Consider the following 12,168-nt stretch of genomic DNA (forward strand, 5'->3'; position numbering starts at 1 on the left):
CCACCGGACGCCGCGCCCGCCCGTGAAGTTCCGGTGCCTCACGCTCCCTTGGCCCGGTACCGGCGCATCTTGGCGCGCGCGCCGCACACCTGCATCGAGCACCAGCGACCGCGTCCGGCCGGGCTGCGGTCGTAGTACGCCCAGTGGCAGTCGGCGGCCTCGCAGGCCTTCAGCCGCTGCCAGGTGCCCGCGACCAGCGCCTCGGCGACGGCGGCGGCGACGCGGGAGGTCAGGGAGCCGTCCCGGGCCGGGGCGAGGGCGGCGGCGCCGTCGGCCGTGTCGACCGTCACCACCAGCGGGGCGGTCGCCAGCAGCTCGCCCAGCGGGGTCACCGCCCGGTGCGGCGGGTGGCCGGCGTGGGCGAGCAGGACCGCGCGCAGGGACTCGCGCAGCTCGCGCGCCCCGGGCAGCTCGTCCTCCGCGAGACCGAGACGCGCCCGGCCCTCCGGTGTGCCCAGCGAGTCGGCGCCGGACTCCAGGTCGATCGTGTTCACCAGTTTCTCGACCAGATCCAGACCTCCCGGCGCGGGCGATCTCTCACTCATGCTTGCGACGTTACCCGCCATACGCAAGCATGAGGTAACCGTTACCGGTTACCCGCACTGTGCAGGTAACCGAGACCGCGGACTTCGAGGAGGAAGTCATGGCTGTCGCCGAACTGGGTGTCGTCGTCCTGGACTGTCCCGACCCCCACGCACTCGCCCGCTTCTACGCCGACGTCCTCGGCGGCACCGTCGAGGACAAGAGCGACGGCCAGGTCGAGTGGGTCGATCTGAATCTGCCCGGCGGGCAGAGCCTGGCCTTCCAGGGCGCCCCCGGTCACGTGGCGCCGAAGTGGCCCGGGCCCGACGGGGCACAGCAGTTCCACCTCGACCTGGACGTGAAGGACCTCGACGCGGCGGAGAAGGCCGTGCTGGAGCTGGGCGCGAAGCCGCTGGACGCGGAGGACCGGACGCGGACGTTCCGCGTTTACGCGGACCCGGCCGGGCACCCGTTCTGCCTCTGCGTCTGCTGAACCGCTCATCGGACCGACAATCCGGGGAGGCCCCCGTGGAACCCGTGGCACGTTTCCGTTCCGTCGTCGTCGACTGTCCCGACCCCCGCGAGCTGGCCCGCTTCTACGCGCAGGTCGGCGGCGGCACGCCTGACGAGCAGGACCCCGACTGGGTGGTGCTCCATGTGCCCGGCGGGCCCCGGGTGTCCTTCCAACGGGCGCCGGGGCTCACCCCGCCGGAGTGGCCGCGCTCCGACCGCAACGCCCAGCAGTTCCACCTCGACTTCGACGGCGGGGCGACCTGGGCGGAGATGGACGCGGCCCACGAGAAGGTGCTCGCGCTGGGCGCCCGGCCGCTGGATCTGGAGGACCGGGAGAAGAAGGGCTTCATGGTGTACGCCGATCCGGCCGGGCACCCGTTCTGCCTGTGCCGGATCGAGCACGCCTGACCGTGCCGGTGCTCAGCCGTCGAGGTCGGCGATCGTCGCGGTCGACGGTTCCCGGCGCAGCTGGGCCGCACGGGCGGTGAAGGCCGCGCCCCGCAGCACCCGCTGGACGTTCCCCCAGGTCAGCAGGGCCACGTCCGACTCGTCCCAGCCACGCCGCAGCAGTTCGGCGATGAGCCGGGGGTAGCAGGAGGCGTCGCCCAGTTCCAGCGGGTGGGCGGCTCCCGTGTCGTAGGTGCCGGACAGGCCTACGCTGTGCGGGCCGGCCACCGTGCGGACGTGGTCGAGGTGGTCGGCCACGTCCCGGACGGTGGGGCCGGTCTGCTCGGCGGTCAGCGGCACCATGCACAGGCCCCCGGCCGCGCCCAGCTCGACGAGCAGGTCGTCGGGGAGGTTGTCGGGGTGCGGGCGCAGGGCGCGGGCGGCGGAGCGGGTGCACAGCGCCGGCGCCTTGGAGACGGCGAGGGTGCGGTGGACGGTCCCGGCGGAGGCTCCGGAGAGGTCGGCGATCACGCCGAGCCGGTTCATCTCCCGGACGACCTCCTCGCCGAACCGGGTCAGTCCCGTCTCGCCGGCCCAGGTGGTCCCCGTCAGCGTGAGCATGCGCAGCCCGAGGGCGTGCAGACTGCGCAGGATGCCCAGGCAGTCGCCGAGGGCGGCGGCGCCGGCGGGGCCCGGCAGCACGGCGACCCGGCCGCAGTTGCGTGCGTCGATGGCCTGGCCGGCGTCGTACGCCAGGCGCAGGCCCTCGGGGTGCGCCCGCACGACCGTCTTCACCAGGTCCAGCTGCTCCAGCGCCGCGCCGACCGCCCGGTCCCCGTCGACGGCCCCGGGCAGGTGCAGCGACCAGAACAGCGCGCCCACACGGCCTTCGCGCAGCCGTGGCACGTCCGTGTCGACGGAGCTCTCGCCCAGCTCCAGGTCGTACCAGGGCAGGTGTCTGAGCGCCCACGGCAGGCCGCTGCAGCCGTCGGCGACGGGGTGGGCGGCCAGCACGGCGTGCGCCCGGGTCAGCGGCTCGTCGCCGGGGTCGGACACGGGCGCGTAGGGCTTCGGCGGGAAGACCTCCGCGGGCAACGGCGCGGGCAGGTCGTCGAGCCCGCCGGCCTCGGTACCGGTGTGCAGGTCGTCCTGGAGGTCTGCCATGGCGGGCTCCGTACGGTCGTCGTGCGTTACGGCCACCGTGGCACGGAGCGGATAGGGCTTCCTGGTGGGTGGGGCGTTCGGGGGTACGGTGCACCGGGACCGGCGCCGGTCCCGGGGCAGGGACCGGGCGGTCGGCGCGCGGTGCTGACCTGATCGTCCTGGGCAGGCCCTCGTCGCCCACTCCGGCCTGGTGAACGCACAGGCCCTTTTCGCCCACCCCCGCCTGCTGAACCGCACAGGCCCTTGTCCCGCCCCGGCCTGGTGAACGCACAGGCCCTCGTCGCCCACCCGGCCGGTGGAGCGGCTGCGGCCCGGCGCGTCGCTGAGCCCGGTACGGGACCGCCGCCCCCCGTACGTGGGCGGGGCGGCCGGCCGTACCGGTCACCCCGCCCTCGGAGACGAGCCGGCTCAGCCGTCGAGCTCCTCCAGCGACGCGTTGGACGGCCCCCGCGTCGCCTGAAGCCCACGGGCCACGTCCTCGGCGGCGCCCAGCACCCGCACCGCGTTCTTCCAGGTCAGCTTGGCCACATCGGCCTGGGACCAGCCGCGGTCGAGCAGCTCGGCGACCAGGTTCGGGTAGCCCGAGACGTCGTCGAGGCCGTCCGGGGTGAAGGCCGTGCCGTCGTAGTCCCCGCCGATGCCGAGGTGGTCGACGCCGGCGACCTCGCGCATGTGGTCGAGGTGGTCGGCGACCGTGGAGACGGTGGCGACCGGACGCGGGATGCGCTCCTCGAAGGCGCGGTGGACCTTCATCGCCTCGGGGCTGGTGTCCAGGTGGTGGAAACCGTTCGCGCGCATGTTCTCGTCCGCGGCGGCGGTCCAGTCCACGGCCGCCTGGAGGACGAACTTCGGCACGAACGTCACCATCGCCACACCGCCGTTGGCCGGCAGCCGCTCCAGGACGTCGTCCGGGATGTTGCGCGGGTGGTCGCAGACGGCCCGTGCGGAGGAGTGGGAGAAGATCACCGGCGCGGTGGAGGTGTCCAGCGCGTCCCGCATGGTCGTCGCGGCGACGTGCGAGAGGTCGACCAGCATGCCCTCGCGGTTCATCTCCCGCACGACCTCGCGGCCGAAGGCCGACAGGCCGCCGGCGGCCGGCTCGTCGGTCGCCGAGTCCGCCCAGGCCACGTTGTCGTTGTGGGTGAGGGTCATGTAGCGCACGCCGAGCGCGTACAGCGCGCGGAGCGTGGCCAGCGAGTCGTCGATGGAGTGGCCGCCCTCGGCGCCCATGAGGGACGCGATGCGGCCCTCGGCCCGCGCGGCCTCCATGTCGGCGGCGGTCAGCGCGGCCCGCAGCTCCCCGGGGTGGCGGTCGATCAGGCGCCGTACGCAGTCGATCTGCTCCAGCGTCGCCGTGACCGCGCCGGGCAGGTCCGAGCGGACGTACACCGACCAGTACTGCGCGCCGACGCCGCCGGCCCGCAGCCGGGCGAGGTCGGTGTGCAGGTGGGCGGACTGGTCGGCGGCGATGTCCCGGGCGTCGAGGTCGTAGCGCACCTGCTCGCGCAGCGCCCAGGGCAGGTCGTTGTGCCCGTCCACGACGGGGAACTCCCGCAGCAGCTCCCGGGCCCGGTCCAGCGAGGTCATCGGCGTCACTTCCGTCATTTTCCGAAGCCGAAGCCGGCCGCGGAACCCTCGACCTTGGTGCGCAGCCGCCGGCCCTTCTCGGTGGCCTGGTCGTTCAGCTCCTGCTGGAACTCGCGCATGCGGCCCAGCATCTCCTCGTCGTGCGCGGCGAGCATGCGGGCGGCCAGCAGCCCGGCGTTGCGGGCACCGCCGACGGAGACGGTGGCCACGGGGACGCCGGCCGGCATCTGCACGATGGACAGCAGGCTGTCCATGCCGTCGAGGTACTTCAGCGGCACCGGCACGCCGATGACGGGCAGCGGGGTGACGGAGGCGAGCATGCCGGGCAGGTGGGCGGCGCCTCCGGCCCCGGCGACGATCGCCTTCAGTCCGCGTCCGGCCGCCTGCTCGCCGTAGGCGATCATCTCGCGGGGCATGCGGTGCGCGGAGACGACGTCGACCTCGTAGGCGACCTCGAACTCGTCGAGCGCCTTGGCGGCGGCCTCCATGACGGGCCAGTCGGAGTCCGACCCCATGACGATGCCCACCACCGGGCTTACCGGGCTCATTCGGTGATCGTCCCTCTCAGGTAGCCGGCAGCGTGACGGGCGCGCTCCAGCACGTCGTCCAGGTCGTCGCCGTAGGTGTTGACGTGGCCGACCTTGCGGCCGGGCTTCACGTCCTTGCCGTACATGTGGATCTTCAGCTGCGGGTCCCGGGCCATGCAGTGCAGGTACGCGGAGTACATGTCCGGGAAGTCGCCGCCGAGGACGTTGACCATGACCGTCCACTCGGCGCGCGGGCGCGGGTCGCCGAGGGGGAGGTCGAGGACGGCGCGGACGTGGTTGGCGAACTGCGAGGTGATCGCGCCGTCCATCGTCCAGTGGCCGGAGTTGTGCGGGCGCATCGCCAGCTCGTTGACGAGGACGCGGCCGTCGCGGGTCTGGAACAGCTCGACGGCGAGGTGGCCGACGACACCGAGTTCCTTGGCGATGCTGAGCGCCATCTCCTCGGCCCGCAGGGCGAGACCCTCGTCGAGGCCGGGAGCGGGAGCGATCACCGTGTCGCAGACGCCGTCGACCTGACGGGACTCGACGACGGGGTACGCCACCGCCTGGCCGTGCGGGGAGCGGACCACGTTGGCGGCCAGCTCGCGGACGAAGTCGACCTTCTCCTCCGCCAGCACGGGCACGCCGGCGCGGAAGGGCTCGGCGGCCTCCTCGACGGAGCCGACGACCCACACGCCCTTGCCGTCGTACCCGCCGCGGACCGTCTTGAGGACGACGGGGAAGCCGTCGCCCTCCGCGGCGAAGGCGCCCACGTCGGCCGGATCGCTCACGATCCGGTGCCGTGGGCAGGGCACGCCGATCGCGTCGAGTCTCGCACGCATCACACCCTTGTCCTGGGCGTGCACGAGCGCGTCGGGCCCGGGGCGGACGGGGACGCCGTCCGCCTCCAGGGCTCTGAGGTGCTCGGTCGGCACGTGTTCGTGATCGAAGGTGATCACGTCACAGCCGCGCGCGAACTCGCGCAGCGTGTCCAGGTCGCGATAGTCGCCGATGACGACTTCGTTCACGACCTGCGCCGCAGAGTCCTGAGGGGTGTCACTGAGGAGCTTGAACCTGATGCCCAGCGGGATGCCCGACTCGTGTGTCATACGAGCGAGCTGGCCACCGCCGACCATACCGACTACCGGGAACGTCACCCCCCTAGCGTATCGGCAGCGCGGAGCCCACCTGTTTACCGGCCGTTTCCCGGCGGTCCCGCCGCCCGGTCCCGCCGTCCCGCGTCCGTCCGCAGGAAGATCCCGCGTCCGGGTGGTTAGCATGAACGGATTGACGCCAACCGACGGACGGGGGCCTGCACGACCATGGGACATGGTTCCTCGGGTGCTCATACGGCTCCCCCTGCTCCCCCGGCGCCCCGCGGCCCGGTGCGGGAGCGGATCGACCGGCTGGTCCGTGAGATCGCGAAGTTCGGCGCGGTGGGCGGTGCGGGGGTTCTGGTCAACCTCCTCGTCTTCAACCTCGTGCGGCACGTGACCGACCTCCAGGTGGTGCGGGCCAGCATCGTCGCGACGATCGTCGCGATCGTCTTCAACTACCTGGGCTTCCGGTACTTCACCTACCGGGACCGTGACAAGGGGCGCCGGACCCGCGAGATGTCGCTGTTCCTGCTGTTCAGCGCGGTCGGGCTGGTGATCGAGAACGGTGTGCTCTACACGGCGACGTACGGCTTCGGCTGGGACAGCCCGCTGCAGAGCAACGTCTTCAAGTTCCTCGGCATCGGTCTCGGCACCCTGTTCCGCTTCTGGTCGTACCGCAGCTGGGTCTTCCGCGCGCTGCCGGCCCGGGAGCCGGTGACGCGGGCCGGGACCTTCCCCGAGCACGAGCACCGCACGGCCGTCCCCACCGAGGACGGCACCCCCGCGGCCCGCCGCTGACCGGCCGGCCGGACCACCGCCGGCCCGCCGGCCCGCCGGCCGGTCTCGGTCGGAGGTGCGGCACGGCGCAGCACGGCACGGCGCGGCACGGCGCGGCACGAGGGCCTTCCGGTCGGTGGGGACGTCGCGGCCCACACCGGGCCCGGCAGGCCCTCACCTGTTCAGGACCCCTCGGCCGAGACCTGGCTCACCGGTCCGCGGCCTTTCCGGACGGAACCGAACCGCTAGCGCACCGTCCCGCCCGAGTGCCCGGACGGCTGCTTCGGCGGCGGCGTGCGGGACAGGAACAGGCCGAAGACCGGGGGGCGGCCCTGGAGGAGTTCCAGCCGTCCGCCGTCCGCCTCGGCCAGGTCCCGGGCGACGGCGAGGCCGATGCCCGTGGAGTTCCGCCCGCTGATCGCCCGCTCGAAGATCCGTGCCCCCAGGTCGCCCGGGACGCCCGCCCCCTCGTCGGTGACCTCGACCACCGCCTGGTTGCCGGTCACCCTGGTCCGCAGGGCCACCGTGCCGCCGCCGTGCATCAGGGAGTTCTCGATCAGCGCGGCCAGCACCTGCGCCACCGCGCCCGGGGTGCCCACGGCCGTCAGGTGCCGCTTGCCGGAGCTGACGATCGCCCGCCCCTCGCCGCGGTAGGCGGGGCGCCACTCGTCGATCTGCTGCTGGATCACGTCGTCCAGCTCGAAGGTGACGGCGGAGCCGCTGCGCGGGTCGCGGGAGTTCGTCAGCAGCCGGTCCACGACGTCCGTCAGTCGCTCCACCTGTGACAGCGCGATCGTGGCCTCCTCCTTCACCGTCTCCGGCTCGTCGGTGAGGGTGATCTCCTCCAGCCGCATGGACAGCGCGGTCAGCGGCGTACGCAGCTGGTGGGAGGCGTCGGCGGCCAGGCGGCGCTCCGCGGTGAGCATCCGGGCGATGCGCTCGGCGGAGGAGTCCAGCACGTCCGCGACCCGGTCCAGCTCGGGGACGCCGTAGCGCTTGTGCCGGGGGCGCGGGTCGCCGGAGCCGAGGCGTTCGGCGGTCTCGGCGAGGTCGGTGAGCGGGGAGGCGAGGCGGTTGGCCTGCCGGATCGCCAGCAGTACCGCGGCGACCACCGCGAGCATCGCCACCAGGCCGATGATCAGCAGGGTGCGGCCGATCTCCCGGGTCACCGAGGATCTCGGCTCCTCGACGAGGACCGTCTCGCCCTCCTCGCCGGTGGCCTTGCCCCGGATGACCTCGCCGACCGGCCGGCTGCCGACCTCCATCACCGGCCGGCCGGGGATACGGATCTCGGCGTACCGGGCGTCCGCGACCTGCGCCCGCAGGAACGCCGCGTCGACCGTCCCGGCACCGAGCAGCCGGCTGTCCACGATGCTGGCCAGCCGTACCGCCTCCAGGTCGACCCGTTCCTGGGCGGTGCTGCTGATCGTCCGGGTTTCGACGATCACGAGGGAGACGCCGAAAACGGCGATCACGACGAGCACCACGGCGAGTGTGGACTGGATCAGTCGACGGCGCATGTCCCCTTACCCGGGCAGGCCCTGCGGGCGCTCAGCTCTACCGGTCACTCAGCGGTCGTTCGGTTCTGCCGGTCGTTCGGTTCTGCCGGCCGTTCAGCTCTGCCGGTCGTTCAGCTCTTCTCGAAGCGGAAGCCCACGCCGCGCACGGTGGCGATGTAGCGGGGGTTCGCCGCGTCGTCCCCCAGCTTCTTGCGCAGCCAGGAGATGTGCATGTCGAGGGTCTTGGTCGACGACCACCAGGTGGTGTCCCAGACCTCGCGCATCAGCTGGTCGCGGGTGACGACCCGGCCGGCGTCGCGCACCAGCACCCGCAGCAGGTCGAACTCCTTGGCGGTGAGCTGGAGCTCCTCCTCGCCCATCCAGGCCCGGTGCGACTCGACGTCGATCCGCACGCCGTGCGTGGCGGCCGGCTGCGCGGGCTCCACGGACCCGCGCCGCAGCAGGGCGCGGACCCGGGCGAGCAGCTCGGCGAGACGGAAGGGCTTGGTGACGTAGTCGTCGGCGCCCGCGTCCAGACCGACGACGGTGTCCACCTCGTCGGCGCGCGCGGTCAGGATGAGGATCGGCACGGCGTGGCCCTCGGACCGCAGCCGGCGGGCGACCTCCAGCCCGTCCATGCCCGGCAGGCCCAGGTCCAGCACGACCAGGTCGACGCCCCCCTGGAGCCCGGCGTCGAGTGCGGTGGGGCCGTCCTCACGCACCTCGACCTCGTACCCTTCCCGGCGCAGTGCGCGGGCCAGCGGCTCCGAGATGGACGCGTCGTCCTCGGCGAGCAGTACACGGGTCATGGGCTGATGGTAGTCCGCTCGGAGCAACCCCCGGGGCGTGATCGCCCCCGGGGACTCCTGCCCGTGGACAAGTCGGGCGCCCCTCGCGCGGCCTGCCCTGCCGCCCCCGGTGCTCACCTGCGGCTGTGAGGTGCCATCCTGGGATGGACCTTCGAAAGGTCGTTCGCGGTTCCGCCGTCACCTGTGATCCCTGTCTCAAGCCCTTCCATACCGGGCGGTGTCCTGCCGTATGGTGAATCAGCGCCTGTAGCACCCAGGGGACCTTTGGCGGCAGTTCGATGCCGAAGGTCTTTTTTGTGTGCGGGTCGGCCCCCACGGCCGACCCCGAAAGGAATGACCTGTGGCCGGGCCTCACCGCGTGCAGTGACGCGCGCAGAGGCGTGGATCCCGGTGGTCGCCGCCCATCGCTTCGTGATCCGGAGCGGAATCCCTCGGGCGTGGGGTGGACGGACGAAAGCCGCCGGTGCCGGCCGCCCCCCCACCGGGCGCGCATCGCCTCATGAGCGCGTCCCGACCAGCAAGGATCGACCATGGCGTCCAGCCTGACGAAGGACTCGGCCACTCCGGGCACCCCCGGCTCCGAGAAGACCTTCTTCGGCCACCCCCGCGGACTGGCCACTCTCTTCATGACCGAGATGTGGGAGCGTTTCTCCTACTACGGCATGAGGGCTCTGCTCCCGCTGTACCTGGTGGCCCCCGGCGGTCTCGGCATGAACGCCGCCACCGCGACCGCGATCTACTCGGTGTACCTCTCGCTGGTGTACCTGCTCACGATGCCGGGCGGCTGGTTCGGCGACCGCGTCTGGGGCCCCCGCAAGACCGTCGCCGTCGCCGGCGGCGTGATCATGCTCGGCCACCTCACGCTGGCGCTGCCGTCCTCCGGCACCTTCTTCGCGGGCCTCGGTCTGGTCGCCATCGGTTCCGGCCTGCTGAAGGCCAACATCTCGACGATGGTCGGCCAGCTCTACGACGGCCCCGACGACCCCCGCCGCGACGGTGGCTTCACCGTCTTCTACATGGGCATCAACCTCGGCGCCTTCGCGGCGCCGCTGATCATCGGCACCATCGGCGAGAACGTCAACTGGCACCTGGGCTTCGCGCTCGCCGCCGTCGGCATGGGCCTGGGCGTGCTGCAGTTCCTGATCGGCAGCCGCAACCTGGCGCCGCACTCCAGCGTCGTACCGAAGCCGCTGTCGGCGGAGGAGAAGACCTCCACCCTCCGCAAGGCCGCGTTCTGGGCCGCGCTCGCCCTCGTGTTCTACGCGATCGTCGGCTTCTCCGGCGTGTACACCCTGAACTGGATCCTGGTCCCGCTGACCCTGCTCGGCGTGATCATCCCCATCCTGGTGCTGACCCGCATCAAGCGGGACAGGTCGCTGGACCGCGCCGAGCAGTCGAAGATGTCCGCGTACATCTGGTTCTTCGTCGCCGCGGCCGTCTTCTGGATGATCTACGACCAGGGCGGCTCGACCCTGGCGATCTTCGCCGACTCCTCCACCGACACCAGCGTCCTGGGATGGGACTTCCCGGTCTCCTGGTTCCAGTCGGTGAACCCGGTCATCATCATGGCCCTGGCCCCGGTCTTCGCCACCCTGTGGCTGGCGCTCGCCCGCCGCGGCAAGGAGCCGAGCACCATCGTGAAGTTCTCGTTCGGCCTGGTCCTGGTCGGCGCGTCCTTCTTCCTCTTCCTGGCCCCGCTGGCCATCGCGGACGGTGGCCACAAGGCGGCCGCGCTGTGGCTGGTGGCGATCTACTTCGTCCAGACCTGCGGTGAGCTGATGCTCTCGCCGGTCGGCCTGTCGGTCACCACGAAGATGGCGCCGGTGAAGTACGCCTCGCAGATGATGGGCGTCTGGTTCCTGGCCGTGACCGCGGGTGACGCCACGACCGGCCTGCTCTCCATCGCCGGCGTCGACCTGAACAGGACGGGCGTCGTGGCGGCGGAGGCCTCGCTCGCCGTGCTCGCCGGCGTCGCGATCTGGATGTACCGCAGGCGCGTCAAGGAGCTCATGGGCGACGTCCGCTGAGCCCTGCCGCCGGGCATCGCCCGACGTCGTGGAAGGGGTCACCGCATCCGGGTGGATGCGGTGACCCCTTCGGGCGTTCCGGGGAGGGCGGGCGTGAGGGGCGGCTCCACGGGCTCGGCGCCGGTCGGCCGGCCCCTCCGCGAAGCCGTGTGCGCCGGGGGGCCTTGCGACCGGGAGAGGACGTACGTCTGCGGGCCTTGCCGGAGCGGGCGGGGCCGCGTGGCGGCGGACCGGCCACCTCGGATCGAGCCGAGGTGGCCGGGGAGCCCAGAAGGTGAGGGGCCGAGACGGCCGGGAGCCCAGGAGGTGAGGGGCCGAGACGGCCGGGAGCCCAGAAGGTGAGGGGCCGAGATGGTCAGGAAGCCGGGGTGGTCAGGAACACGAGCCGTCAGGAGCCCGGCGTTGAGAACAGGAGCTTGCGGATGCGGGACCCGAGGCATCAGCGTGCCGAAAGATGCAGAACCCGAAGGATGCAGAACCCTAAGGATGCGGGCCCCGAGGCACTCGGGACCCCCGCCGCAGCTCCTCCTACGCCGGTGCCCCGAGTTCCGCCCATACGCGCTTGCCCGCGACCCCCGGTGTACGGACGACGCCCCAGTCCAGGCACAGCCGCTGCACGATGAACATGCCGTGACCGCCGGGCCGCCCGGCGCGATGCGGGTTGCGCGGCGCCGGCTGTCCCGTGCCACGGTCGGAGACCTCCAGCCGGATCACCTTCTTCTCACAGGTGATGCTCAGCTCGTCCGGCCCCTCGGCGTGCAGACAGGCGTTGGTGACCAGCTCCGACACCACGAGAAGTACGTCCTCGGCGGCGGCACGCTGGTCCGCGGTGGCGGAGGGCAGCCAGCCCCAGGCGTACAGCGCCTGGCGGGTGAAGTCACGGGCGAGCGGGACCACGCCGCTCTGATCGTCGAAGCTCAGCGTGCGGATCTGCCGCCCACCGCCCTCCGCGACGTCCCCCTCGGGCGCGGACACGGGCTGGGACGGCGACGCCGACGGGGACACGGGCGAGCCGATCACGGCGGCCTGCCCCGCGGGCACGCCCCCCTCGGACTCCCCGGACCCGGGCATGCCCCCCTCGGAGGCCCCGGAAGCGCCGCTGGGCTCCGGACCGCGGTCGCCCGGCGGGTAGGGCCGGGTGGTGCTCATCAGCGCTTCACCTCACCGATTCACCAGTTCACGTTTCAAATTCGTACACAGTCGGTTCAGCATGTCTCCTGCCCGACCGCACCGTCCGAACACCCCTGTATCGGCCACGA

Annotated in this window: 12 protein-coding genes; 4 read left to right on the top strand and 8 right to left on the bottom strand. The window is 72.3% G+C overall.

What is annotated here, in order from left to right:
* Positions 1-38 precede the first annotated feature (38 nt).
* Positions 39-545 (bottom strand): CGNR zinc finger domain-containing protein, encoded by a 507-nt coding sequence (locus ACVV2G_RS20365; protein WP_453844161.1) that lies wholly within the window; start codon positions 543-545, stop codon positions 39-41.
* A gap of 98 nt (positions 546-643) precedes the next feature.
* Between ACVV2G_RS20365 and ACVV2G_RS20370 the strand changes: the two genes are divergently transcribed.
* A complete protein-coding gene (locus ACVV2G_RS20370) occupies positions 644-1,015 on the top strand; it encodes a VOC family protein (protein ID WP_453844162.1) in 372 nt (123 codons plus the stop codon).
* Positions 1,016-1,050: 35 nt separating this feature from the next.
* A complete protein-coding gene (locus ACVV2G_RS20375; RefSeq protein ID WP_453844163.1) occupies positions 1,051-1,443 on the top strand; it encodes a VOC family protein in 393 nt (130 codons plus the stop codon).
* A gap of 12 nt (positions 1,444-1,455) precedes the next feature.
* Here the strand turns inward: ACVV2G_RS20375 and ACVV2G_RS20380 are convergent, their stop codons facing one another.
* The 4 genes from ACVV2G_RS20380 to ACVV2G_RS20395 form a co-directional block, all read right to left on the bottom strand.
* Positions 1,456-2,586 carry a dipeptidase gene (locus ACVV2G_RS20380; protein WP_453844164.1) on the bottom strand — a complete coding sequence of 377 codons (1,131 nt, stop codon included), beginning with the start codon at positions 2,584-2,586 and terminating at the stop codon, positions 1,456-1,458.
* Positions 2,587-2,994: 408 nt separating this feature from the next.
* Positions 2,995-4,173, bottom strand: a complete 1,179-nt coding sequence (locus ACVV2G_RS20385) for a dipeptidase (protein ID WP_453844198.1) — start codon at positions 4,171-4,173, stop codon at positions 2,995-2,997.
* Between the two features lie 14 nt (positions 4,174-4,187).
* Positions 4,188-4,721 carry a 5-(carboxyamino)imidazole ribonucleotide mutase gene (gene purE, locus ACVV2G_RS20390; protein WP_453844165.1) on the bottom strand — a complete coding sequence of 178 codons (534 nt, stop codon included), beginning with the start codon at positions 4,719-4,721 and terminating at the stop codon, positions 4,188-4,190.
* Positions 4,718-5,857, bottom strand: a complete 1,140-nt coding sequence (locus ACVV2G_RS20395; protein ID WP_453844166.1) for a 5-(carboxyamino)imidazole ribonucleotide synthase — start codon at positions 5,855-5,857, stop codon at positions 4,718-4,720. Before ACVV2G_RS20395 ends, purE begins: the two co-directional genes overlap by 4 nt.
* 165 nt (positions 5,858-6,022) lie before the next feature.
* Here ACVV2G_RS20395 and ACVV2G_RS20400 point away from each other — a divergent pair, with 165 nt between their 5' ends.
* Positions 6,023-6,595 carry a GtrA family protein gene (locus tag ACVV2G_RS20400; protein ID WP_453844167.1) on the top strand — a complete coding sequence of 191 codons (573 nt, stop codon included), beginning with the start codon at positions 6,023-6,025 and terminating at the stop codon, positions 6,593-6,595.
* Positions 6,596-6,819: 224 nt separating this feature from the next.
* Here ACVV2G_RS20400 and ACVV2G_RS20405 read toward each other — a convergent pair whose 3' ends face one another.
* Both ACVV2G_RS20405 and ACVV2G_RS20410 read right to left on the bottom strand, forming a co-directional pair.
* Entirely contained in the window at positions 6,820-8,094 is a 1,275-nt protein-coding gene (locus ACVV2G_RS20405; RefSeq protein ID WP_453844168.1) for an ATP-binding protein, read from the bottom strand.
* Positions 8,095-8,204: 110 nt separating this feature from the next.
* The gene (locus tag ACVV2G_RS20410) at positions 8,205-8,882 is read right to left on the bottom strand and encodes a response regulator transcription factor (RefSeq protein WP_453844169.1); all 678 of its coding nucleotides are present in this window, start codon (positions 8,880-8,882) and stop codon (positions 8,205-8,207) included.
* A gap of 530 nt (positions 8,883-9,412) precedes the next feature.
* Between ACVV2G_RS20410 and ACVV2G_RS20415 the strand changes: the two genes are divergently transcribed.
* On the top strand, positions 9,413-10,909 hold the full coding sequence (locus tag ACVV2G_RS20415) for an MFS transporter (protein ID WP_453844170.1): 1,497 nt from the start codon (positions 9,413-9,415) through the stop codon (positions 10,907-10,909).
* Between the two features lie 528 nt (positions 10,910-11,437).
* Here the strand turns inward: ACVV2G_RS20415 and ACVV2G_RS20420 are convergent.
* The gene (locus ACVV2G_RS20420) at positions 11,438-12,058 is read right to left on the bottom strand and encodes an ATP-binding protein (protein ID WP_453844171.1); all 621 of its coding nucleotides are present in this window, start codon (positions 12,056-12,058) and stop codon (positions 11,438-11,440) included.
* Positions 12,059-12,168 lie beyond the last annotated feature (110 nt).

The organism is Streptomyces sp. JK94, from assembly GCF_053613315.1.

What these genes read in the sequence shown, in the direction of transcription:
- ACVV2G_RS20370 (WP_453844162.1), top strand. Translation starts at nt 644, where the DNA reads ATGGCTGTCGCCGAACTGGGTGTCGTCGTCCTGGACTGTCCCGACCCC.
- ACVV2G_RS20410 (WP_453844169.1), bottom strand. Translation starts at nt 8,882, where the DNA reads ATGACCCGTGTACTGCTCGCCGAGGACGACGCGTCCATCTCGGAGCCG.
- purE (WP_453844165.1), bottom strand. Translation starts at nt 4,721, where the DNA reads ATGAGCCCGGTAAGCCCGGTGGTGGGCATCGTCATGGGGTCGGACTCC.
- ACVV2G_RS20415 (WP_453844170.1), top strand. Translation starts at nt 9,413, where the DNA reads ATGGCGTCCAGCCTGACGAAGGACTCGGCCACTCCGGGCACCCCCGGC.
- ACVV2G_RS20400 (WP_453844167.1), top strand. Translation starts at nt 6,023, where the DNA reads ATGGGACATGGTTCCTCGGGTGCTCATACGGCTCCCCCTGCTCCCCCG.
- ACVV2G_RS20365 (WP_453844161.1), bottom strand. Translation starts at nt 545, where the DNA reads ATGAGTGAGAGATCGCCCGCGCCGGGAGGTCTGGATCTGGTCGAGAAA.
- ACVV2G_RS20385 (WP_453844198.1), bottom strand. Translation starts at nt 4,173, where the DNA reads ATGACCTCGCTGGACCGGGCCCGGGAGCTGCTGCGGGAGTTCCCCGTC.
- ACVV2G_RS20405 (WP_453844168.1), bottom strand. Translation starts at nt 8,094, where the DNA reads ATGCGCCGTCGACTGATCCAGTCCACACTCGCCGTGGTGCTCGTCGTG.
- ACVV2G_RS20420 (WP_453844171.1), bottom strand. Translation starts at nt 12,058, where the DNA reads ATGAGCACCACCCGGCCCTACCCGCCGGGCGACCGCGGTCCGGAGCCC.
- ACVV2G_RS20380 (WP_453844164.1), bottom strand. Translation starts at nt 2,586, where the DNA reads ATGGCAGACCTCCAGGACGACCTGCACACCGGTACCGAGGCCGGCGGG.